Consider the following 21,799-nt stretch of genomic DNA (forward strand, 5'->3'; position numbering starts at 1 on the left):
GCCGGTGCTGCGTTCGAGCTCACGCGCCACCCGGCCCGTTGCCGCCGGGACCGAAGTAGCCGCCGCCTGGCCCTTGCGGGCCGGAGCCGCCGGGGATCCGGGCGACTTGGTCGGCGGGCAGCTGGCCCTGGTGCTGGTTCGGCACGGGGCCACGGTCGGAGATCCGGGGGATCTGCTGCGTGTCCTCGGGGCCCGGGCGACGGGCCGGCGCGTGGGCGGCGTGCACGTTGTAGTGCCGCTGCTCCTCCGGGCTGAGGGATTCGATGATGCCCTCCTGCGCGGCCGGCGGGAGCGTGTGGAGGATCCGCATCACGCGGTCCATCCGGCGGCGGGCGCCCGCGCGCTCCGGCAGGCCGGGGCTGGGCTGCATCTGCGGGACGACGCCGCGGATGTCCTCGTCGGGCGAGCCGTCGGAGTGCCCCGCGGCGGCTTCGGCCTCCTCGCGCGCCATCGTGGCGGTGTCCTTCTCCTCGGACATCCCGATGGGGCCGCGCTTGCGGCCGTTGAGGAACTGCTCGACCACGGGCTCGTCGCTCGTGAGCAGCACCTCGCGGGGGCCGAACATCACGAGCTCCTTGCGGAACAGCATGCCCAGGTTGTCGGGCACGGTCCGCGCGAGGTTGATGTTGTGGGAGACGATGAGGATCGTCGCGTCGATCTGCGTGTTGAGGTCGATGAGCAGCTGCGAGATGTACGCGGTGCGCACGGGGTCCAGACCGGAGTCCGGCTCGTCGACCAGGATGATCTGCGGGTCGAGCACCAGCGCCCGCGCGAGACCCGCTCGCTTGCGCATACCGCCGGAGATCTCGCCGGGCAGCTTCTTGTCCGCACCGGCCAGACCCGTCATCTCCAGCTTTTCCTGGACGATGCGGCGGATTTCCGACTCGGACTTCTTGGTGTGCTCCCGCAGCGGGAAGGCGACGTTGTCGTAGAGGTTCATCGAACCGAACAGCGCGCCGTCCTGAAACAGGACGCCGAAAAGCTTCCGGATCTCGTAGAGCTTGTGCTCGGAACACGTGACGATGTCCACGCCGTTGATCACGCAGCGGCCCTTGTCGGGCTTCAGCAGGCCGATCATGGACTTGAGGAACACCGACTTGCCGGTTCCCGACGGGCCGAGCATCGCGGACACCTCACCCGGGGGCAGCGTCAGCGTCACGTCCCGCCAGATGGTCTGCCTTCCGAAGGACTTCGTCAGACCTTCGATGACCACCTCGGCGCCCATCACACCTCCAGGAGCTGTTCCGCGTCGTCGCGCACCGCCGCCCCGCCGCGACTGGCAGCGGAGCCCGCGCCGATGCGCGCCGCGATCTCCGCGTCAACCAGGTGCAACGAGCTGAGTGCGAACAGGTTACTCACCAGTTTTCCGGCCTGGCGAGGCCGGTGAGCACCTCACCCGTTCGTGGCCTTGTCCGGTGACCGCTGGCAGCACGGTAGTGCACGTCACCCAGTGGCGCAGATCCAGATGGCCCAACGATCGGGTTACGGCTGGTCCGACCGGGCGAATCGGACACGAGCGGTGATCAGTCGGTCGCCGGGGTCGGCGAACGAGAAAGGGGCGGGCATCCGAGTGGATGCCCGCCCCTTCACGAGGTGGTGCGGTAGGCGCTTACGCGCCCGGGATCACTTGATGGTGATCTTGGCGCCCGCGGCCTCGAGCTTCTCCTTGGCGGCCTCGGCGGCCTCCTTGTCGACCTTCTCCAGGAGGGCCTTGGGAGCGGCCTCGACCAGCTCCTTGGCCTCCTTCAGGCCCAGGCCCGAGACGACCTCGCGGACGACCTTGATGACCTGGATCTTCTTGTCGCCGGCGCCCTCGAGGACGACGTCGAACTCGTCCTGCTCCTCGGCGGCGGCCGGGGCGGCACCCACGGGGCCGGCGACGGCGACGGCGGCCGGGGCGGCGGCGGTGACGTCGAAGGTGTCCTCGAACTCCTTCACGAACTCGGACAGCTCGAGGAGGGTCAGCTCCTTGAAGGCGTCGATCAGCTCGGCGGTGCTCAGCTTCGCCATGATGGCTTCCTCTCAGAAAAACGAACTAGGCGTTCGGGGTGGGGGTGGTTCAGCTCTCGGCGGGTGCTTCGGCTGCTTCGGTACCGGCGGCGTTGCGCTGCTTCTCCTCCAGCGCGGCAGCCAGGCGGGCGACCTGGGACGCCGGCGCCTGGAACAGCGCGGCGGCCTGGGACAGCTTCGCCTTGAACGCGCCCGCCGCCTTGGCGAGCAGGACCTCGCGGCTGTCGAGATCGGCGATCTTGTTGATCTCGTCCACGGACAGCGCTTTGCCGTCCATGTAGCCGCCCTTGATCACAAGCGCGTTGTTGTCCTTCGCGAAGTCGCGAAGCGCCTTGGCGGCGTCGACAGCTTCACCCTCGACGAAGGCGATGGCGGTCGCGCCGACGAACAGGTCCTCGAGCCCCGTCACGCCCGCGTCTTCGGCGGCACGCTTGACGAGGGTGTTCTTCGCGACCCGGTACTTGGCACTGGTGCCGAGAGCGCGGCGCAGCTGGGACAGCTGGGACACGGAGAGGCCGGTGTACTGGGTAACGACAGTGGCCGAGCTGGTGCGGAAACTCTCCGCGATCTCGGCGACGGCCGCCACCTTGTCGGGCTTCGCCATGGTCGCCTCCTCTCTTGGCTAGTGGATTCCACTGGTCCTTCGAGAGCCTTCTGAGACGAAAAAACGCCCACGCGCAGTCAGCACGGGGCGTTACACGGCGTTTCCCTGGGGGAGAGCCGAACCTCGTTCCTCCTGCGCGGGCCGCCCGCTCATCTCGCGGGACCTTCGTTCCGAGCGCCGTGGAGCACCCGGAAAACCAGCGGTCTTCGGTAGAACCGTCATGAACTATACGTGAGGGCTTTCCAGCCTTTCGCCCACCCCCCTGCCTGACCAGCGACAAGCCGCCCGGACTCGGGGATTCGACGGCGAGCGGGCATCATTGGTGACGTGGCGGAGCAGCGTGATCACGGACAGCCGGACAACCCGACCGGCGCCGGCCCCCGACCGGCCGACAGCACGCAACCGGTTCCGGGCGGGTTGCCGCAGCCATCCGGGCAGCCTGGTTCCGGGCAGTGGCCGGGTTCGGAGCAGCCTCCGATGCCTGGGGTTCCGCGGTTGCCGTCGGGTTCACCGCCGGCCGGGTCCGCTCAGCACGGCCTGACTCCGGCGCAGGGCTCCCCGCTGCCACAGCCGTCCGGGCAGCAGAACAGCTTGCCGCCGGGTTCCGCGGAGTCCGCGCACCTTCCCGCCTTGCCCCAGCCGTCCCAGCCCCAGGCGCCCGAGCAGCCACCGCTGGATGCCGCGCAGCTGGAACAGTTCCGCCAGTTCCAGCAGTTCCAGGACTACCTCCGCTTCACCCAAGCCCAGCAAGGCAACCAGCCCGCCCCGACGCCTGACGCCGGTCTGGTCCCCGCGGGCTCCCGCCAGCCGCAGACCCAGCCGGGCTGGCAGCCACCCGCACCTCCGGGGCCGCCGGGAGCGCTCGCACCGTACGAGGAACCCCGCCGTCGCCGCCCGGTCCCCCGCTGGCTCAAGCGCCTCGGCGGGAAGATCCTGGGGTGGGTGATCGTGCTGGTGATCCTCGGTATCGCCGCCACGTGGGCCTACCGCCACTACTTCCCCAGCGACGACGGCAAGTCCTCCGCCCAGATCGCGGCCGAGGGCGGCGGGACCTACCACACGAACCACATCTTCTCGACGAACCCGTACGAGGCCGTCCGCTTCGTCTACCACAACATCGCGCAGGGCCGGGTCGAAGACGCGTGCGGCCGGTTCGACGAGCCCGTCCAGACCAAGTTCGCCCAGGACGTCGGCCAGCCGGACTGCAAGGTGGCCGTCGAGAAGCTGCACGCGCAGGTCACCAACGAGAACGACTACGCCGAATCGCTGCCCTCGTACGTCTCCGGCGCCCCGGCCGCGGGCGTGGTGACCATCGACTCGTGCGACTACACCATCTCCGGCGGCCCGGCGCTCGGCGTGTTCACCGTGTCCCAAGTGGACAAAGGTCAGTGGCTGATCACGGGCCACTCGCCGGGTCCGGAGAAGTGCGGGCCCCCGTCAGCCTCGAACTCCACTCCCCCAACGACCTGACCAGGTCCGGCAGCCGCGCAGCGACCACTTCGGACGGTGCGGCCAGCGCCGCGGCCGCCACCACGCGCCCCGCCTCCGTGACGGGCACGGCCACCGCGGCCATCGTCTCCATCGCGTGCCCGGAGTCGACCACGGCGTAGCCCCGCGCCCGGATCTCCGCCGCCTCCGCGAGGAGATCGACGCCCTCGCGGGTGTCGGGCTCCTGCGCCACCACCGCACGGCGGTCAGCCTCCGGCAGCGAAGCGAGTAACACGCGCCCAGCCGCCGTACGCGGGAGCGCGGAGCGAAGGGACCGGGAGAGCGCGTAGTCGAACGGCTCGTCCGTGCCGGCCCAGTCGACGTACACCGCGTTGTCGCCCACTTGCACCGCGAGCAGCGCCGCGCACCCGGCGGCCACACTCAGCTCGACCAGCGACTCGTGCGACACCGACCGCACCGGCACCCGGCCGGAGCGCACCGTGAGCACGTGCGGCGCCGGCCCGAGCACGAAGTGCCGATCCTGCTCGTCGAGGTAGCCGACGGCGGCGAGGCCGTTCACCAGCTTCTGCACCGACGACACGGGCGCGTCGAGCCGCGCCGCGAGTTGGGTGAGCGTCAGCCCCGAAGCACTGTTCGCGACCGCCTCCAGGATCGCGGCAATGCGATCTACCGTGCGGTGATGCTGGCGGTTACCCATATAGGTAATAGAGTATCACATTGCGTAGATTACTTAGGCTACCTAACTTAAGGGGAGAGGCTATCGATCAAGGAGGCACGAAGTGACCGAAGGCGCCCTGCACGGCATCCGCGTGATCGACCTGTCGTCCGTGGTCATGGGCCCCTACGCCACCCAGATCATGGGCGACCTCGGGGCCGACGTGGTCAAGGTCGAGTCCCCCGCGGGCGACAGCACCCGCCACACCCACCCCCAGCGCCACGACGGCATGGGCGCGCTCGCGCTCAACGTCAACCGCAACAAGCGCAGCGTCGAGCTCGACCTCAAGTCGGCCGCGGGCCACGAGGCCTTCCTGCGCCTGGTGAAGTCCGCCGACGTGCTGGTGACCAACATGCGCCCCGGCGCGCTGCAGCGCCTCGGCCTGGACTACGAGCAGCTCGCGGAGCTCAACCCGCGGCTCGTCTACTGCAACGCCCAGGGCTTCCGCACCGACTCCGACCGCGCAGGCCTCGCGGCCTACGACGAGATCGTGCAGGCGTCCTCCGGCATGGCCGACCTGATGCGCCGCGCGACCGGCAAACCCACCTACGCGCCGACGATCCTCGCCGACAAGCTGTGCGCGCTCACCATCGTCTACTCCGTGCTCGCCGCCGTGGTGCACCAGCGCACGACCGGCCGCGGCCAGCGGGTGGAGGTGCCGATGGCCGACACGATGCTGGCGTTCAACCTCGTCGAGCACCTCGCGGGCCACACGTTCGAGCCCGCGATCGGGGCGATGGGCTTCAACCGGTCGATGACCGAGGGCCTCCAGGCCGTGCGGACGGCCGACGGCTGGGCCTGCGTCCTGCCCTACACCGAGAAGAACATCGCCGACTTCTTCCGCGCCGCCGGCCGCGAAGACCTCGCAACCGACCCGCGGTTCGGCGACCCCGCCAGCCGCGCCAAGCACTACGGCGAGCTGTACGACGAGATCGGCAAGGTCTCCGTCGAAAGGACCACGGCGCAGTGGCAGAAGATCTGCGCCGAGCTGTCCATCCCGTTCGCACCGGTACTGGAGCTGGAAGACGTGGAGACCGATCCGTACTACACGGGCAGCGGCCTCGTCTCGCTCGCCGAGCACCCGACGGAGGGCACGTACCGCCAGGTCGGGCCGCCGATGATCCTGTCGGACACGCCGGCGTCAGTGCGCCGCCACACGCCCGCGCGCGGTGAGCACACGAGCGAGCTGCTCGCGGAGCTCGGTTACGCCGGCGAGGAGATCGCGAACCTCGTCTCCCCTGTGTCGGAGTAGGCGAAGAAGTCGGCCAGTGCCAGGGCGAACGCGGGGTCCGCGACGGCCGTCATGTGGTCGCCCGGGACGCGGACGAGGCGGGCGCCCGCGATGCCGATGGCGAGGCGCTCGGGCTGGGCCGCGAGCTGGTCGCGTTCGCCGGCGAGGATCAGCGTGGGGACGGTGATCTCGGTCAGGGGGATGGACGTGCGGCGCGAGGCGCGCAGGACGGCGGCCAGGGCGTCGACGTCGCCGCCCGTGCGGCGGGCGAGGCGGCGGAAGGGGCGGACCTGGGCGGGGACGTCGGCGTGGTCGTCGGCGAGCAGGCCGTCGGCGAGCTGTTCGGGCTCGACCACGCGCGTGTCGACGCCGCCGAAGTCGATGATGCCCGCGCCGATGCCGCCGGTGGCCAGGCAGCGCACGCGTTTGTCGTTGGTGGCCACGATGAGGGCGACGATCGCGCCCATCGAGTAGCCGGCGAGGGAGACCTCGTCGAGGCCCAGCTCGTCGAGCAGAGCGGACACGTCGCGGGCCATCACGTCCTGGCCGTAGCAGGCCGGGTCGTGGGGTTTGTCCGACGCGCCGTGGCCGCGGGCGTCGAGACCGATCACGGTGAACCCGGCTTCGACCAGGGTGCGCACAACACCGGTGCCGACCCAGTTCACCTGCGCGTCGGCCGCGAAGCCGTGCTGGAGCACGACGGGGCGACGGTGCCGTCCGTCGCCCTCCCACACCGTGTAGTTCAGGCGGAGCCCATCGGGAGCGGTGAACGTCGTCGTCGGCATAGTGTCCATGAGACACGAAAAAAGGGCGGCCACGCACATTGCGTGACCGCCCTTTCGCGTGATGTGCGACTCAGACGGCCGCGTCCTCGCTGAGGAGGTTGCGCGTCCGCAGCGGGTCGACCGGGATGCCCGGGCCCATCGTGGTGGTGAAGGTGATCTTCTTGACGTAGCGGCCCTTCGCCGACGACGGCTTGGCCCGCAGGATCTCGTCCAGCGCGGCCGCGTAGTTCTCCACCAGCTTCTCGGTGTCGAACGACGCCTTGCCGATCACGAGGTGCAGGTTGGCCTGCTTGTCGACGCGGAAGTTGATCTTACCGCCCTTGATGTCCTGCACAGCCTTCGTGACCGCGGGGGTCACCGTGCCGGTCTTCGGGTTCGGCATCAGGCCACGCGGGCCGAGGATGCGGGCGATGCGGCCCACCTTGGCCATCTGGTCCGGCGTCGCGATGGCGGCGTCGAAGTCGAGCCAGCCACCCTGGATGCGCTCGATCAGCTCGTCCGTGCCGACCGCGTCCGCACCGGCGGCCTCGGCCTCGGCGGCCTTGTCGCCGACGGCGAAGACGATGACGCGAGCGGTCTTACCGGTACCGTGCGGCAGGTTCACGGTGCCGCGGACCATCTGGTCGGCCTTGCGCGGATCGACACCGAGACGCATCGCGACCTCGACGGTCGCGTCCATCTTGGTCTTGGAGGTCTCCTTCGCCAGCTTCGCGGCCTCGAGCGGAGCGTAGAGACGCTCCTTGTCGACGAGCTCCGCAGCCTGGCGGTAAGCCTTGCTGTGCTTGGTCATGCTTCTGTCCTTAACTTCGAAAACGGATCAGTGTGGTGTCAGAGCCAGCACTGGCTCTCCCACGGTGTTGTCTGCCTCGACTCAGTCGAGGCAGCGAGATCGCCTTGAGTCGATTTCTTCCCTCCCGATTTCGCCCGGCCCGTGGGGCCGGTCGAAATCGCTCAGTCCAGAAACCGACGCGATCTCGCGGGTATCAATCCCCGACCGTGATGCCCATGGAGCGGGCGGTGCCGGCGATGATCTTCGCCGCCTGGTCGATGTCGTGGGCGTTGAGGTCGGTCTCCTTGGTCTTGGCGATCTCGCGAACCTGGTCCCAGGTGACCTTGGCAACCTTGGTCTTGTGCGGCTCGCCGGAGCCCTTCTCCACGCCCGCGGCCTTGAGCAGCAGCCTGGCGGCCGGCGGCGTCTTCAGCTTGAAGTCGAACGACCGGTCTTCGTACACGGAGATCTCGACCGGGACGACGTCCCCGCGCTGCGACTCGGTCGCGGCGTTGTAGGCCTTGCAGAACTCCATGATGTTGACGCCGTGCTGGCCCAGCGCCGGGCCGACCGGCGGCGCGGGGTTGGCCGCACCGGCCTTGATCTGCAGCTTGATGATCGCCGCAAGCTTCTTCTTCTTGGGTGGCATTACCTTGTGTCCTTCTTACTGACGTGAGTCCCCCGCACACCTGCCAGTACGCGGGGACTGCCGGTCGGTATTCCCGACCGTCAGATCTTGGAGACCTGGGTGAACGAGAGCTCGACCGGGGTCTCCCGGCCGAAGATCGACACCAGGACCTTCAGCTTCTGTCCGTCGACGTTGACCTCGGAGATCGTCGCGGGCAGCGTGGCGAACGGGCCGTCCATGACGGTGACCGACTCGCCGATCTCGAAGTCGACCTCGACAGCGCCGCCACCGGACGGCGTCGACGCCGCGGCGGCCTCGCCCTTGCCGGCCTTCGCCGGGGCTTCCTTCTCGACCTGCGGCGCGAGGAACTTCAGCACCTCGTCCACGGTAAGCGGCGACGGGCGCGAGGTCGCGCCGACGAACCCGGTGACGCCCGGTGTGTTGCGCACCGCGCTCCACGAGGCGTCGTTCAGATCCATCCGGACCAGGATGTAACCGGGCAGCACCTTGCGCTGCACCTGCTTGCGCTGGCCGTTCTTGATCTCGGTGACCTCTTCGGTCGGAACCTCGATCTGGAAGATGTAGTCCTCGACGTCCAGCGTCGTGGTACGGGTCTCGAGGTTGGTCTTGACCTTGTTCTCGTACCCGGCGTAGCTGTGCACGACGTACCACTCGCCCGGCGCGGCCATCAGCTCGGCGCGCAGCGCGGCGACGGGGTCGTCGGACTCGGCGGCCGGCTCGGACTCGGCGGCTTCGCCGGCCACGGCGTCGTCAGCCGCAGTGTCGTCAGCCGCTTCGGCGTCGTCAGCCTCGGTGTCGGCTTCGTCGTCGGCGCTCTCGTCAGCGCTGTCTTCGACGGCTGCGTCGACCTCTTCGCCGGCGTCGGGCACCTCGACGGGCTCGAGGTGAGCGGACTCCTCGTCGCCGAGTGCCGCGTGCACCTGCTCGTCGGAAAGCTCGGTCAGGTCGCGACCGGCCTCTGTGCCGTTGTCGGAGGTCACGTTCCGTCCTCTCAGTTGATCACTTGCCGGGCTCGGGCAGGCCGGCCCGCGCGGCGCACGGTGGCGCGCGCCTCCGGCCTCAGCCGAAGACCAGCCCGATGACCTGCTTGAAGGCCAGGTCGAGGCCGCTCACGAGGGCCACCATGAACACCACGAACACCAGCACGACCGCGGTGTAGGTGACCATCTGCTTGCGGTTGGGCCAGATGACCTTGCGCAGCTCCGCCCAGACCTCGCGGACGAACCGCATGATCCGCGCGAAGGGCGACGCCTTCTTCGGCTTCTGGTCCCGCTTCGGGGTCGGCGCGCCCTTGGCGTCGGCGGGCTTCGCGACCTTGTCGCCTGCCTTGCCGGACGGCCTCGTGCCGCCCGAACGCGCCTCGGACTTGCCGGACGGGCGGGCGGAAGCGCGGCGTTCACGCCGAGCCGCGGCGGTCGCCGGGCGGGACTCGACCCCGGGCTTCTTGCCCGACTCGTCCTGCTCGTGCTCGCCGCTGGCGTCGCTGTCGCTCACGACCACTCCTCCGCTCCACCAGTACCCGTACGCAGGGGTGACAGGACTTGAACCTGCAACCTGCGGTTTTGGAGACCGCTGCTCTGCCAATTGAGCTACACCCCTGTGGAGCCTGGTCACCCAGGCTCCGGAGGACGCATTCCATCGTCCCCACCATCCGGCGGGGATGACCGTAGTGCGTTCCGAGTTCCGAAGTCTACGGCAAGCCGGATCGAGGCCCGCAACCGCGCCCCCCTCGTTGGTCGGGTGCCGCCGCACCGACCCCCCGATTCCCTGCTCCAGCGCGCCGGGAACGTGACCGGCGGGCGCCACCGAGCCGTGCCAGGATGGCCGCATGCGCCCGTCCGCGATTAATCGGGAAACAACCCTCCGCACGGTGGTCAACGCGGATTCCGCGGTCGTTCATCCCGTACTCGCGAGGCACTTCGGAAGCCGCCGGAAAACCTTGCCGCACCGGGGAAATTCCGACGCCTCGGCCGAGAATCCGGTGATCCCCAGCGAGGTCCCCGGTTCGGCGCGCGATCTTCGTTGTCCCGCAAGAAAAGTCGTCCCCGAGGAGGCCCGGTGACCGCGTTGCGACTCGGACTCGCCCTGCCGCAGTACGGCAAGCTCGCCGACCCCACTGCCATCGCCGGATTCGCCGCCGCGGCCGAAGAGCTCGGCTACGCTTCGCTGTGGGTAGGTGACCGCGTGCTCACCCCGCTCGAGCCCTCGGACCTGTACCCGGGAGGCGGGACACCGGAGCGGCCGTACCCGCCGGAGTTCATCCACTTCGTCGACCCGTTCGTCGCGCTGACGGCCGCCGCCGGCGCCACGAAGACCGCGCGGCTGGGCATGAGCACGCTCTCGGCGCCCGTCTATGCGCCCGTGCTGCTCGCCCGGACGCTCACGTCGCTCGACCTGCTCTCCGGTGGCCGTCTCGACGCCGGGTTCGGCCTCGGCTGGCTGCGCGACGAGTACACCGCCGCCGGCGTGCCGTGGGCCGGGCGCGGCGGGCGCCTCGACGAGCTGATCCAGGTCCTGCGCACGCTCTGGACCGCCGACCCCGCGGGCCACGACGGCGAGCGCTGGCGGATCCCCGAGTCCCACGTCGGGCTGCGGCCCACGCAGAACCCGCACCCGCCGATCCTGCTCGGCGGCATGTCCGAACGAGCCCTGCGCCGCGTCGGCACGAGCGCCGACGGCTGGCTCCCGACACTGTTGCCCCCGCAGTACCTGCACCGGATGTGGGCGGTGATCGCCGACGCCGCCACCGAAGCCGGCCGCGACCCGGCGACGCTACGGCGTCCGCTGCGCGTCAACCCGCGCGAAGGCACGCCCGTGGTGACGGTGACCGACCTCGCGTCGGCGCTGAAGGGTGCCGCCGACGAGGGGTTCACCGAGGCGTTCGTGGACCTGCACTACATCGCCGACGGGGTCGAGCACGCGCTGGAGCTGGCCGACCAGCTGCGCGCCGCCGTGGACCGGTAGGGGGTCTCACCCGGATACCCGTCGTCACGCGGGGTCGCGGACCGGTAGAAACGATCAGGTGGCGGTGAAGAAGAGCGGCGGATGCGGCTTGCTGATCCTGGTGGTCGTGGTCGCGCTGCTCGGGGTGGGGTACTACAAGTCGAAGCACGGGTCGTCGACCGAGCCGCCGGCCGGCGCCGACACCGGGGGCGGCACCGGCCGCTACGTGGCGCTGGGCGACTCGTACACCTCGGCGCCGCGCACCGGGAAGGCGGCGGGCACACTCGCGGGCTGCGACCGTTCGGACAACAACTATCCGCACCTGGTGGCCGCGAAGATCAAGCCCGCACAGTTCGTGGACGTCAGCTGCAGCGGCGCCACCACGGCGGACCTGACGGGCTCCCAGTCGACCCACAACGGCACGAACCCGCCGCAGCTGGACTCCGTGACGTCGGCGACCACGCTCGTGACCCTGGGCATCGGGGGCAACGACGTCGGGTTCATTTCCCTGGCGCCCAGCTGCGCCACCTCGCACCGCGACGCCGCGCCCTGCCACGACCGGCTCACCGCGGGCGGGCACGACCAGCTCTCCGATCGCATCGACGCCGTGGCGGGCAAGCTCGGCGCCGTGCTCGACCAGATCCACGCCAAGGCCCCGAAGGCCCGCGTGGTCGTGGTCGGCTACCCCACGGTACTGCCCGACGGCGACGGCTGCTGGCCCGCGATCCCCGTCGGCTCCGGCGATGTCGCGTACCTGCGTGACTCGTTGAAGCACCTCAACGACGTGCTCGAAGAGCAGGCCAAAACCCACGACGCGGGCTACGCCGACACGGCCGGGCCGAGCAAGGGCCACGACGTGTGCACCAGCTCGGGCACGCGCTGGGTCGAGGGCCTGGTGCCGACGTCGGCCGCGGCCCCGCTGCACCCCAATGCGCGGGGTGAAGCGGGGATGGCGACGGCCGTCGAGTCGGTGGTGAGCTGAGCGTTAAGCGCGGACGAGCGCCTGCGGCTTGCCCAGCACGGTCTTGCCGTCGAACTTCACGACCAGGTCCACGCGGGCGACGCCGTCTTCCGAGATCGCGCCGACCTTGCCCGTCATCTCCACGAGGGCGCCCTCGGCGTCGTCGGGGACCGCCACGGGGCGGGTGAAGCGGGCGCTGAAGTCCAGCAGGCGCGAGGGGTCGCCGAGCCAGTCGCTGACGACGCGGCCGGCCAGCGCCATGGTGAGCATGCCGTGGGCGATCACGTCGGGCAGGCCGACTTCCTTGGCGAAGCGCTCGTTCCAGTGGATCGGGTTGAAGTCCAGCGCGGCGCCCGCGTAGCGGACCAGCTGCTCGCGCGTGACGCGCACCTGCAGCGAGGGCAGTTCGTCGCCGACGTTCACGCGTCCTCCCCTCGCACCACGAGCTGCGCGCGGGTGGTGCAGACCAGCTTGCCGTCGGCGTCGGTGATCCGGGCGCTGACGTTGATGAAGTCGTTGCCGGCGCGGGCCATGATGTTCTCGATGGTCGCGCCGATCTCCAGCACGTCGCCCGCGTGCACAGGACGCTCGTAGGTGAAGCCCTGGTCGCCGTGGACCATGCGCGAGTAGTCGAGCCCGAGCTCCGGGTCGGCCACGATCCCGTTGACCTTGGGCAGGTTCAGGAGCGTGAGGAACGTCGGCGGCGCGAGCACGTCCGGGAAACCGGCCGCGCGGGCCGCCTCCAGGTCGCGGTAGATCGGGTTGGGGTCCCCGATCGCCTCGGCGAACTCAAGGATCTTCTCGCGGCTCACCGCGTACTTTCCGGCGGGCGGGTAGCTTCGCCCCGCGAACGACTGGTCCAAAGGCACCCGCTGAGGCTAGCCGACCCGAGCCGGTCGTCCGGGAGGTCCCCGGACGGTCCCCGAACTGGCCCCCAACCGTCCCTGAACAGCGAAAAGCCGCCTCGGCGCTGGGCCGGGACGGCTGTTCGAAGCTGGACGAGAACCGCTAACGTCAGCGGGTCTCTTTGTGAGTCCGGTGCGTACCGCAGTTCGGGCAGAACTTCTTCATCTCCAAGCGGTCCGGGTCGTTGCGCCGGTTCTTCTTGGTGATGTAGTTGCGGTGCTTGCACTCCTCGCACGCCAGCGTGATCTTGGGTCGCACGTCGGTGGAAGCCACAGCGTTTCCTTCTCTCTCATTACCGGGGCCAGCCCGGTGATTACCGCGTAGCGGTGGCCGGACTTGAACCGGCGACACAGCGATTATGAGCCGCTTGCTCTGCCAACTGAGCTACACCGCCCCTACATGACCCAAGCCGCGACACGCGAGCGTGACGCGGCTAGAGGCCGAGAGCCCCTTTACGGAATCGAACCGTAGACCTTCTCCTTACCATGGAGACGCTCTGCCGACTGAGCTAAAGGGGCCTGCCTCTTGCGAGGGCTTGAAAAGATTACCAAGGGGGTTCACCCGGCCGTGCATGAGGGGTCCCCTTAACGAAAAACCTCAGGTCAGCAGCGTCAGCACCGTCTCCGAGTGCCGCCCCGGAGAGCGCGCCGTGCGGGCCTGCAGCCACGCCTCCAGACGGTCCTCGGGCAGCGGACGCGAGATCAGGTACCCCTGGGCAACGTCACACCCCATCGCCTCAAGCTGGTCGCGCGCGACGTCCTCCTCGACTCCCTCCGCGACCACCGTGAGGCCCAGCGAGTGACCCAGCTCGACGATCGAGCGCACCACGGCGAGGTCACCGAGATCGGTGCCCATGCCGAGCACGAAGCTCTTGTCGATCTTCACCTGGTCGACCGGCAGCTGCCGCAGGTACGCGAGCGACGAGTAGCCCGTGCCGAAGTCGTCCACGGCCAGCACGATGCCCAGCGAGTGCAGCTCCCGCAGGATCGGCAGGGCCTTCTGCGGGTCGGACATCACGCCGGACTCGGTGAGCTCGAACGTGAGCAGCTCGGGCGGCACGTCGTAGCGCTCCAGCTCGCGCTGGACCTTCGCCGGGAAGTCCTCGTCCGCCAGGTTGCGCACGGACAGGTTCACGGCCGCGGAGATGCGCAGGCCCTCGTCGAGCCACTTGCGCACGCGCTTGAGCGAGGCTTCGAGCACGAACGACGTCAGCACGCCGATGAGGCCGGCCGCCTCGATGGCGGGCACGAACTCGTCGGGGCCGAGCCGGCCGAACTCCGGGTGCACCCAGCGCACGAGCGCCTCGACGCCCTGCACCTGACGGTTCGGCAGCGTGATCTTCGGCTGGTAGTGCACGGACACGTGCCCGTCCTCCAGCGACTGCCGGAACTGCGTCACCATCTGGAAGCGGCGCAGGAAGATCTGGCCCATGCTCGGCACGTAGCCACGCACCTCTTCACCGCCGCGAGTCGCACGGACGGCGACGTCGGCGCGCTGCAGCAGGCCGTCGACGTCCACGGGCTCGCCGCCGTCCTCGGTGGAGGTGGTGGCGTAGCCGATCATCGCGTTGGCCTCGACCGAAAGCCGGTCGACGGGGTAGGGCGCCGAGAGCTGCACGCGCAGACGTTCAGCCGCGGCGTGGGCGTTTCCCGGCGTGCAGCCCACGAGCAGAGCCGCGAAGGACGCGCCCTCCAGGCGGGCGAGCGGCACGTCCGGGCCCAGCGCGTCGCGGATCCGGCGGCCGGCGGCGATCACCATGCGGTCGGCCCACGAGTAGCCCAGGGCGTCGCTGACGGTCGAGAAGACGTCGAGGTCGATGCGCAGCACCACGGCGTTGGCGAAGTCGCGCAGCGGCTCCTTGGCGACCTGCTGGAAGCCCGGCCGGTTGAGGTGGCCGGTGAGCGGGTCGTGGTAGGCGTCGTGACGCAGGGTCGCGAGCAGGCGCCGGTTGTCCAGCGACGTCGCGAGGTGGCTGGCCATCGTGCCGAGGAGCTGCACGTCGTACTTGCCGAAGCCGCGCCAGCGAGAGAGCCGGTCGTGGGCCTCGACGACGCCGAGCAGCTGGTTGGCGCTGCGCAGCGGCACCACGAGCGCCTCCTGCGCGCCGCGGTTGAGCAGCGCCGCGCGGACGTCGGGGTTGGCTTCGGTGATGCGGAAGTGGCGCACGTGGGCGCCGGGCAGGCGCTGCAGCGGGTCGTCGGCATTCGGGTCGACGGGCGGCAGCTCGTCGCCGGCCACGACCACGCGCATGGTGTCCTTGGCTTCCAGGCGCAGCCGCAGCACGACGCGGCCGGCGGCCAGCTGGTCCTTGATCCGCTCGGCGATCGTGGCCCACTCGCGCACGTCGACGCCGCCCACGAGCTCGTCGGCGCGCCCGGCCGGACGCGCGGCGGCCTGCTGGCCCGAGCGCGCGACCATGAGGCTCACGTCGGACAGCGCCTCCATGTCCCGCTGCTCACGCAGCAGGTCGGAGTAGGCCCAGTACAGCGCGGTCAGCCCGAGGAACACGGCCAGCACCAACGGCCAGGCCTGCGGGGTGTTCGCGATCACGAGGTAGCCGCTCAGGCCCACCGACGCGTTCACGAAGCCCACCACGAGAATGCGGCCGGTGAGGCGGATCGCGGTGCTGACGCGCATGCGGCGGCGCAGCACGCGGACGGCGGCCAGCGCCAGCAGGGTGCTGACCAGCGGCGCGGTGAGCGTGCCCGCCAAAGCGGCGACCCACGGCATGGCCTCGCCGCCGCCCACGGCCTGCTTCACGAGCCCGGCGACGGCGAACGCGCCGGTGATCTCGAGCAGGAACGCGCCCGCGTTGTAGAGGACGCGACCGGCGACCTTGCGGGCCAGCAGCGTGCCGATGCCCGCGACGAGGTGCGCGGCCAGCACGACCTCGAACGGAGCGACGAAGAAACCGATTACCAGCGGAATTTCTGTGAACGAGATCGTCCACGAAATGCCGCTTCGGACGTCGACGTTGATGCCCAGCTGTTCGGCGAGCAGGAACGCGAGCGCCAGCACTGGTCCGATCCACCAGAGTTTGGCCGAGCCGTGAAAAGGTAACCAGGAACCAACCGCGAACGCGGTGATCAGACCCAGGCCGAGAACGGCGAAGGTGTATATGCGGAACCGGCGTTCGTCCGTGCGGGCCTCGGTGAAGGTCCCGGAAACGGCGCCCCCCTTGGCCTGTTTCGCCGCTGGGGCGGCATCAGGCCTGCCGTTGCTGTCCGGCATCCGACCTTCCTTCCCGGCTGCCCACCGGTCGCGCTCGTCAGTGACGTCAGGTGTGGACAAGGGCCATACCGTACCCCGGAGGGCGTACCCGTGTCCCTTTCGAGACAGTAGGAGATCACCCCAGGGTTAACAATGGGCTTGTGGCGCTGACCAGCGTGGACCAAGGAGTGAAACTCCCCGTTCGTGCCTGATCTGACGCTGTGGGGTGTGTTCAGGGGTTCTGCCGAGTCCTGCGGGGCGACAATGAAGTACATGCACAACGACGTGACAGCCACCGGGCACGCGGCGCGGATCGCCACGGTGGACGCGCTGCTCCCCGCGCCCCTCCCCTTCGAAGTCCACGACGACGCCACCCTCCTGTCAGCGCAGGTCGGGGACTCGAGGGCCGCCGGTCTGGCCACCAGCACCGAGCTCGGCCCCGACAGCTCCCAGTCCATCTGGCGGGCCCTGACCGAGCACCGGCTCGAGGTCCAGCTCACTGGTCCGGACCCCGCCGCCGGCCTCGACGCGTTGCTCACTCGATGGGATGAACACCTGTCGACCATCGCCCGTCCGGGGGATCCCGAGTGCGCGGCCGTGGTCTCCCGGCCCAGCCGTGACACCGCCGGCGTGACCGAAATGCTGCGCCACGGCTTCGCCCCCGTCGGCGTGATCGCCGTCCGCCCGGCCCAGCGCATGGCCGCCTCGGGCCCCACGACGACCCCCGGCGTCTGCATCCGCCACGCCACGCCGGACGACCTCGACACCGCCGTGCACCTCATGCTCGAGCTCCAGCGCTACGACGCGCAGTTCGGCCGCGTGACCGTGCGACCGGGCATCGACGAGCTCGTGGGCAAGGAGCTCCTGAGGTTGCTGGAGCGGCCGGAGCCGCAGGTGTGGATCGCCGAGCTGTACGGGCAGGCGCTCGGCCTGGCCGTGCTGCAGATGCCCGACGAGACGGCGTGGATCCAGCACCGCGTGGCCGCTTCGCGGATCGGATACCTGTCTTCGCTGGCGGTCGCGGAGGCGGCGCGGTCGGCCGGTGTGGGTACGGCGCTCGCGGCGCACGCACACCAGGTTTTCGACGAGGCCGGAGCGGATGTCGTGCTGCTGCACACGGCGGTGACGAACCCGCGGTCCACGCCATTTTGGTACACGCAGGGGTACCGGCCGTTGTGGACGGGGTGGCAGCGGAGGCCGGCGGTGCGCTGATCTGACGTTGGTCGCCGAGCCGTGCCCGCCGAGGCGCGGACTTCGGCCGCCTCGGTGCGTTCGAAGATCGTCGTCGTTGATCGCTAGGCTTGGCGTTCCGCGACGAGGGGAGTTCCGACGTGAGCGAGCATCCGGCGGCCGCGCCGAAGGCACCCGAGGGCGTGGACACCGAGAAGCCCTCGGCGGCGCGGATCTACGACTGGTACCTCGGCGGCACGCAGAACTGGGCCGTCGACCGCGAGTTCGGCCGGCGTGTGGAGCAGCAGTGGCCGCTGGTGCGGCCGGGCGCGAAGCAGAATCGCGAGTTCATGAACCGCACGGTGCGCGCCGCGCTCAAGGCGGGGATCCGGCAGTTCATCGATCTCGGCTCGGGGGTGCCGACGGCCGGAAACGTCCACGAGGTCATCGAGGCCGAGCTGGGCGACGACGACCGCGCGACCGTGTTGTACGTGGACTACGAGCCGGTGGCCGTGGCCCACGCGACGCTGATCCTCGAGGAAGAAGCCGCCACCGACTGGGCCGGCATCCTGCAGGCCGACATGCGCGATCCCAAGGCCGTGCTGCACTCGCCGACCACGCGCGAGTTCATCGACTTCGGCAAACCCGTGTGCCTGCTGATGATGGCGGTGCTGCACTTCGTCGGCCCGGACGACGACCCCGAGGGCCTCGTCAAGGCCTACCGCGACGCGCTCGCGCCGGGCAGCTGGCTGTCCATCTCGCAGATGAGCGAGGGCGACGGCGACGGCCCGGCGCTCGAAGGCCTGCGCTGGTTCGTAGAGCAGTACCGCAAGACCAGCAACCCCGTCTGGATGCGCGATCGCGACGACATCGTGCCGTTCTTCGGTGGCTGGCCGTTGCTGGAGCCCGGGATCGTGCACCTGCCGGACTGGCGGCCGGAGCGTGAGCTGAACGCGGTGGAGGCCGAGGCCAGACCGTTCGCGTGGTGCGGGGTCGCGGAGAAGCCGTGACCGCGCCGGACGCGCCGGCCGGGGTGGACGTCGAGAAGCCGTCGGCCGCGCGCGTCTACGACTGGTACCTCGGTGGTTCGCAGAACTGGGCCGTCGACCGCGAGTTCGGCCGGCGCGTGGAGAAGGTGTGGCCGCTGATCCGGCCCATCTCGCGGCAGAACCGGGCGTTCATGAACCGCGTGGTGCGGGCGGCGCTCGACGCCGGGATCCGGCAGTTCGTGGACCTCGGCTCGGGCGTGCCGACGGCGGGGAACGTCCACGAGATCGTGCGCGAGCGGCTACCCGAGGACGAGCACGCGACCGTGGTGTACGTGGACTACGAGCCGGTGGCCGCCGCGCACTCGCGCGTGATCCTCGAACGCGAGCACGCGGGCGACTGGGCCGGCCTAGTGCAGCGCGACATCCGCGATCCGAAGGCCCTCTTCGCCGACGAGACCACGCGGCGGCTCGTGGACTGGTCCGAACCGGTGTGTCTGCTGAGGATCACTGTGCTGCACTTCATCGGCCCCGACGACGACCCTGACGGGCTCATGGCGGCCTACCCCGCGAAGCTCGCCCCCGGCTCGTGGCTGGCCGTGACGCACGGCACGTGCCGCGACGATGCGCCGCCGGAGCGCGCGGCCGAGGTGAAGGCGTTCATCGACGCCTACCGCGACACGTCCAACCCCGCCTACCTCCGCTCCGACGCCGAGATCCTGCCGTGGTTCGGCGGCTGGCCCCTGCTGGTGCCGGGGCTGTCCGCGCTGCCGGACTGGCGGCCGGACCGGCCGGTGTCGGCGCTGGAAGCGGAGACGCGGCCGTTCGCCTGGAGCGGGGTCGCGGGGAAGCCGTGACGGGGCCCACAGTGCTCTGACCAGCGCGGGAGCGTGATCGCTGCCAGCGAACACTCCCCGGGAAACAAACCCGCCCCACGGATAGTTGAGCAAGGCAGACTCAACTAATCGAGGAGTGCACATGTCAGATCCCCGCCTCCTGCCCGTTCTCCCGCTCGATGACGACGTCGTGCTGCCGGGCATGGTGGTCCCGCTCGACCTCACCGACGCCGAGACCCGGGGCGCAGTGGAGTCCGCTCAGGCCAAGACGCCCGCGACGGCGTCGTTCCCCGGCATCCGCTCCGGCGCGGCCACCAAGGCCGAAGTGCTGATCGTCCCCCGCATCCACGGCGAGTACGCCGAGATCGGCACGGTCGCCACCGTCGAGCGCATCGGCCGGGTTCCCGGCGGCAAGGCCGCCGTTCTGCTGCGCGGCACCGGCCGCGCCGTGGTGGGCCGCATCGCGGACGGTCCCGGCGCCGCGCGCTGGATCCACGCCGACGAGGCCACCGAGTTCACCGACGACCGCTCGACGCAGCTCGCGTCGGAGTACAAGGCCGTGGTCATCTCGCTGCTCCAGCAGCGCGGTGGCTGGCAGATGATCGACGCCGTCCAGCAGGTCGAGGAGCCCTCCGCGGTCGCCGACCTGTCCGGCAACGCGCCGTACCTGGCCACGGAGCAGAAGCTCGAACTGCTGACCACGCTCGACGTGAGCAAGCGGCTCGAGAAGGCCATGGAGTGGAGCAAGGAGTACCTCGCCGAGCTGGAGGTGACCGACACCATCCGCAAGGACGTCCAGGAGGGCATGGACAAGCAGCAGAAGGAATTCCTGCTGCGCCGCCAGCTCGAGGCGATCCGCAAGGAGCTCGGTGAGCTCGACGGTTCCGACAAGGACGACGACTACCGCGCCCGCGTCGAGGCCGCCGACCTGCCCGACAACGTGAAGAAGGCCGCGCTGGCCGAGGTCGACAAGCTGGAGCGCACCTCCGAGCAGTCGCCCGAGGGCGGCTGGATCCGGACCTGGCTCGACACGGTGCTGGAGCTGCCGTGGAACGAGCGCACCGAGGACGTCTACGACATCGCCGCCGCGCGCGCCGTGCTCGACGCGGACCACGCGGGCCTCGACGACGTCAAGGAACGCATCATCGAGTACTTGGCCGTGCGCAAGCGTCGCGCGGAGTCGGGGCTCGGCCCGGTCGGCGGACGCCGTTCGGGTGCCGTGCTCGCCCTCGCGGGCCCTCCCGGGGTCGGCAAGACGTCGCTCGGCGAATCCGTGGCGAAGGCCATGGGACGCAAGTTCGTGCGCGTCGCCCTCGGTGGCATCCGGGACGAGGCGGAGATCCGCGGGCACCGTCGCACCTACGTCGGCGCGCTGCCGGGCCGCATCGTGCGGGCCATCAAGGAGGCCGGCTCGATGAACCCGGTCGTGCTGCTCGACGAGATCGACAAGGTCGGCGCCGACTACCGCGGCGACCCGACGGCCGCCCTGCTGGAGGTGCTGGACCCGGAACAGAACCACACGTTCCGCGACCACTACCTCGAGGTGGAGCTCGACCTGTCCGACGTCGTGTTCCTCGCGACGGCCAACGCGCTGGAGACCATCCCCGGCCCGCTGCTCGACCGCATGGAGCTCGTCACGCTCGACGGCTACACCGAGCACGAGAAGGTGACGATCGCCCGTGACCACCTGCTCCCGCGCGAGCTGGAGCGCGCCGGCCTCACGACCGGCGACGTGGTGATCACCGACGCGGCGTTCAGCCGGATCGCCGCCGAGTACACCCGCGAGGCGGGCGTGCGCGACGTGAACCGGACGATCGCCAAGCTGCTGCGCAAGATCGCGACGAAGGTGGCCCTGGACTCCGTTTCGCTGCCGGTGTCCTTGGACGCCGCGGACCTGGAGACGTACCTGGGCCGCCCGCGTCACGTGCCGGAGTCGTCCCTGCCCACCTCGACCCAGCGCACGTCCATCCCGGGCGTCGCGACGGGCCTGGCGGTGACCGGCGCGGGCGGTGACGTGCTCTACATCGAGGCGTCGCTGGCCGACCCGGAGAGCGGCTCGACGGGCCTTCAGCTCACCGGCCAGCTCGGTGACGTGATGAAGGAGTCGGTGCAGATCGCCCTGTCGTACCTGCGCTCGCACGGCGCGGAGCTCGAGCTGCCCGTCAGCGACCTGAAGGACCGCGGCATCCACGTCCACGTCCCCGCGGGCGCGGTGCCGAAGGACGGCCCCTCGGCCGGCGTCACCATGACGACGGCTCTGGCTTCGCTCCTGTCCGGCCGCGTGGTTCGCGCGGATGTGGCGATGACCGGTGAGGTCTCATTGACCGGCCGCGTGCTGCCGATCGGTGGGGTGAAGCAGAAGCTGCTCGCCGCGCACCGGGCCGGGATGAAGACGGTGATCATCCCTCAGCGCAACGAGCCGGACCTGGACGACGTGCCCGCCGAGGTGTTGTCGCAGCTGGATGTCCACGCTGTGGCGAATGTCGGCGAGGTGCTGGAGCTGGCGTTGACGCCTGCTTCGTCGGAGATTCCGCAGGCTGCATGAGTCGCTTGCAGACAGACGGAAGGCCCTCGT

General features: G+C 70.0%; 22 protein-coding genes and 3 tRNA genes. 8 read left to right on the top strand and 17 right to left on the bottom strand.

Features of this window, described 5'->3' with window-relative positions:
• Positions 1-19: 19 nt before the first annotated feature.
• From AB0383_RS14255 to rplJ, 4 genes are all read right to left on the bottom strand, one after another.
• On the bottom strand, positions 20-1,225 hold the full coding sequence (locus AB0383_RS14255; protein ID WP_364183451.1) for an ATP-binding cassette domain-containing protein: 1,206 nt from the start codon (positions 1,223-1,225) through the stop codon (positions 20-22).
• The gene (locus AB0383_RS14260; RefSeq protein ID WP_255638634.1) at positions 1,225-1,359 is read right to left on the bottom strand and encodes a hypothetical protein; all 135 of its coding nucleotides are present in this window, start codon (positions 1,357-1,359) and stop codon (positions 1,225-1,227) included. The genes AB0383_RS14255 and AB0383_RS14260 overlap by 1 nt, the downstream gene beginning before the upstream one ends.
• 264 nt (positions 1,360-1,623) lie before the next feature.
• Positions 1,624-2,010: a 50S ribosomal protein L7/L12 gene (rplL, locus tag AB0383_RS14265; protein ID WP_364183455.1), complete on the bottom strand. Its 387-nt coding sequence runs from the start codon at positions 2,008-2,010 to the stop codon at positions 1,624-1,626.
• 49 nt (positions 2,011-2,059) lie between these two features.
• Positions 2,060-2,614 carry a 50S ribosomal protein L10 gene (gene rplJ / locus AB0383_RS14270; protein WP_364183458.1) on the bottom strand — a complete coding sequence of 185 codons (555 nt, stop codon included), beginning with the start codon at positions 2,612-2,614 and terminating at the stop codon, positions 2,060-2,062.
• A 630-nt stretch (positions 2,615-3,244) separates the two neighbouring features.
• Between rplJ and AB0383_RS14275 the strand changes: the two genes are divergently transcribed.
• A complete protein-coding gene (locus tag AB0383_RS14275; protein ID WP_366187324.1) occupies positions 3,245-4,084 on the top strand; it encodes a hypothetical protein in 840 nt (279 codons plus the stop codon).
• Here AB0383_RS14275 and AB0383_RS14280 read toward each other — a convergent pair.
• Positions 4,011-4,760, bottom strand: coding sequence for a helix-turn-helix domain-containing protein (locus tag AB0383_RS14280; protein WP_366187326.1), 750 nt, complete (start codon positions 4,758-4,760; stop codon positions 4,011-4,013). The genes AB0383_RS14275 and AB0383_RS14280 overlap by 74 nt on opposite strands.
• Before the next feature lie 82 nt (positions 4,761-4,842).
• On the opposite strand from AB0383_RS14280, the gene AB0383_RS14285 reads away from it, so the two are divergent.
• Entirely contained in the window at positions 4,843-6,030 is a 1,188-nt protein-coding gene (locus tag AB0383_RS14285) for a CoA transferase (protein ID WP_366187329.1), read from the top strand.
• On the opposite strand, the gene AB0383_RS14290 is transcribed toward AB0383_RS14285, so the two are convergent.
• The 6 genes from AB0383_RS14290 to AB0383_RS14315 form a co-directional block, all read right to left on the bottom strand.
• Positions 5,982-6,794, bottom strand: coding sequence for an alpha/beta hydrolase (locus tag AB0383_RS14290; protein ID WP_364183470.1), 813 nt, complete (start codon positions 6,792-6,794; stop codon positions 5,982-5,984). The two genes, AB0383_RS14285 and AB0383_RS14290, sit on opposite strands and share 49 nt — an antisense overlap.
• Positions 6,795-6,864: 70 nt before the next feature.
• On the bottom strand, positions 6,865-7,584 hold the full coding sequence (gene rplA / locus AB0383_RS14295; protein WP_364183473.1) for a 50S ribosomal protein L1: 720 nt from the start codon (positions 7,582-7,584) through the stop codon (positions 6,865-6,867).
• 193 nt (positions 7,585-7,777) lie between these two features.
• Positions 7,778-8,212: a 50S ribosomal protein L11 gene (gene rplK, locus AB0383_RS14300; protein ID WP_366187332.1), complete on the bottom strand. Its 435-nt coding sequence runs from the start codon at positions 8,210-8,212 to the stop codon at positions 7,778-7,780.
• 80 nt (positions 8,213-8,292) lie between these two features.
• On the bottom strand, positions 8,293-9,192 hold the full coding sequence (nusG, locus tag AB0383_RS14305) for a transcription termination/antitermination protein NusG (RefSeq protein ID WP_366187334.1): 900 nt from the start codon (positions 9,190-9,192) through the stop codon (positions 8,293-8,295).
• A 79-nt stretch (positions 9,193-9,271) separates the two neighbouring features.
• A complete protein-coding gene (secE, locus tag AB0383_RS14310) occupies positions 9,272-9,706 on the bottom strand; it encodes a preprotein translocase subunit SecE (protein WP_220246048.1) in 435 nt (144 codons plus the stop codon).
• Positions 9,707-9,738: 32 nt separating this feature from the next.
• Positions 9,739-9,811: transfer RNA gene (locus AB0383_RS14315), tRNA-Trp, on the bottom strand.
• A 459-nt stretch (positions 9,812-10,270) separates the two neighbouring features.
• On the opposite strand from AB0383_RS14315, the gene AB0383_RS14320 reads away from it, so the two are divergent.
• Both AB0383_RS14320 and AB0383_RS14325 read left to right on the top strand, forming a co-directional pair.
• Entirely contained in the window at positions 10,271-11,176 is a 906-nt protein-coding gene (locus AB0383_RS14320) for a TIGR03619 family F420-dependent LLM class oxidoreductase (protein ID WP_364183482.1), read from the top strand.
• Between the two features lie 58 nt (positions 11,177-11,234).
• Positions 11,235-12,137: an SGNH/GDSL hydrolase family protein gene (locus tag AB0383_RS14325; RefSeq protein WP_366187337.1), complete on the top strand. Its 903-nt coding sequence runs from the start codon at positions 11,235-11,237 to the stop codon at positions 12,135-12,137.
• 3 nt (positions 12,138-12,140) lie between these two features.
• Here AB0383_RS14325 and AB0383_RS14330 read toward each other — a convergent pair whose 3' ends face one another.
• From AB0383_RS14330 to AB0383_RS14355, 6 genes are all read right to left on the bottom strand, one after another.
• Entirely contained in the window at positions 12,141-12,539 is a 399-nt protein-coding gene (locus AB0383_RS14330) for a MaoC family dehydratase (RefSeq protein WP_366187339.1), read from the bottom strand.
• Positions 12,536-12,985, bottom strand: a complete 450-nt coding sequence (locus tag AB0383_RS14335) for a MaoC family dehydratase N-terminal domain-containing protein (protein ID WP_366187341.1) — start codon at positions 12,983-12,985, stop codon at positions 12,536-12,538. The genes AB0383_RS14330 and AB0383_RS14335 overlap by 4 nt, the downstream gene beginning before the upstream one ends.
• Before the next feature lie 145 nt (positions 12,986-13,130).
• Positions 13,131-13,295, bottom strand: coding sequence for a 50S ribosomal protein L33 (gene rpmG, locus AB0383_RS14340; protein WP_091293539.1), 165 nt, complete (start codon positions 13,293-13,295; stop codon positions 13,131-13,133).
• Between the two features lie 48 nt (positions 13,296-13,343).
• Positions 13,344-13,416 (bottom strand) — tRNA-Met (locus tag AB0383_RS14345).
• 51 nt (positions 13,417-13,467) lie between these two features.
• A tRNA-Thr gene (locus tag AB0383_RS14350) sits at positions 13,468-13,540 on the bottom strand.
• A gap of 79 nt (positions 13,541-13,619) precedes the next feature.
• On the bottom strand, positions 13,620-16,253 hold the full coding sequence (locus AB0383_RS14355; RefSeq protein WP_366187344.1) for an EAL domain-containing protein: 2,634 nt from the start codon (positions 16,251-16,253) through the stop codon (positions 13,620-13,622).
• Between the two features lie 252 nt (positions 16,254-16,505).
• On the opposite strand from AB0383_RS14355, the gene AB0383_RS14360 reads away from it, so the two are divergent.
• The 4 genes from AB0383_RS14360 to lon all read left to right on the top strand — a co-directional run bounded on the left by AB0383_RS14360 (position 16,506) and on the right by lon (position 21,769).
• Positions 16,506-17,444: a GNAT family N-acetyltransferase gene (locus AB0383_RS14360; protein ID WP_364183497.1), complete on the top strand. Its 939-nt coding sequence runs from the start codon at positions 16,506-16,508 to the stop codon at positions 17,442-17,444.
• Between the two features lie 119 nt (positions 17,445-17,563).
• Positions 17,564-18,412: an SAM-dependent methyltransferase gene (locus AB0383_RS14365; protein ID WP_366187346.1), complete on the top strand. Its 849-nt coding sequence runs from the start codon at positions 17,564-17,566 to the stop codon at positions 18,410-18,412.
• Positions 18,409-19,245, top strand: a complete 837-nt coding sequence (locus AB0383_RS14370) for an SAM-dependent methyltransferase (protein WP_366187348.1) — start codon at positions 18,409-18,411, stop codon at positions 19,243-19,245. The genes AB0383_RS14365 and AB0383_RS14370 overlap by 4 nt, the downstream gene beginning before the upstream one ends.
• A gap of 121 nt (positions 19,246-19,366) precedes the next feature.
• Entirely contained in the window at positions 19,367-21,769 is a 2,403-nt protein-coding gene (lon, locus tag AB0383_RS14375) for an endopeptidase La (protein ID WP_364183505.1), read from the top strand.
• Positions 21,770-21,799 lie beyond the last annotated feature (30 nt).

The sequence above is a fragment of the Amycolatopsis sp. NPDC051373 genome, assembly GCF_040689465.1.
GTDB lineage: Bacteria > Actinomycetota > Actinomycetes > Mycobacteriales > Pseudonocardiaceae > Amycolatopsis.

Excerpts from the sequence above, each read along its gene's own strand:
- rplK (WP_366187332.1), bottom strand. The coding sequence starts at position 8,212 with ATGCCACCCAAGAAGAAGAAGCTTGCGGCGATCATCAAGCTGCAGATC.
- lon (WP_364183505.1), top strand. The coding sequence starts at position 19,367 with ATGTCAGATCCCCGCCTCCTGCCCGTTCTCCCGCTCGATGACGACGTC.
- AB0383_RS14280 (WP_366187326.1), bottom strand. The coding sequence starts at position 4,760 with ATGGGTAACCGCCAGCATCACCGCACGGTAGATCGCATTGCCGCGATC.
- AB0383_RS14255 (WP_364183451.1), bottom strand. The coding sequence starts at position 1,225 with ATGGGCGCCGAGGTGGTCATCGAAGGTCTGACGAAGTCCTTCGGAAGG.
- AB0383_RS14360 (WP_364183497.1), top strand. The coding sequence starts at position 16,506 with ATGCACAACGACGTGACAGCCACCGGGCACGCGGCGCGGATCGCCACG.
- rplJ (WP_364183458.1), bottom strand. The coding sequence starts at position 2,614 with ATGGCGAAGCCCGACAAGGTGGCGGCCGTCGCCGAGATCGCGGAGAGT.
- AB0383_RS14290 (WP_364183470.1), bottom strand. The coding sequence starts at position 6,794 with ATGCCGACGACGACGTTCACCGCTCCCGATGGGCTCCGCCTGAACTAC.
- rplA (WP_364183473.1), bottom strand. The coding sequence starts at position 7,584 with ATGACCAAGCACAGCAAGGCTTACCGCCAGGCTGCGGAGCTCGTCGAC.
- AB0383_RS14355 (WP_366187344.1), bottom strand. The coding sequence starts at position 16,253 with ATGCCGGACAGCAACGGCAGGCCTGATGCCGCCCCAGCGGCGAAACAG.
- rplL (WP_364183455.1), bottom strand. The coding sequence starts at position 2,010 with ATGGCGAAGCTGAGCACCGCCGAGCTGATCGACGCCTTCAAGGAGCTG.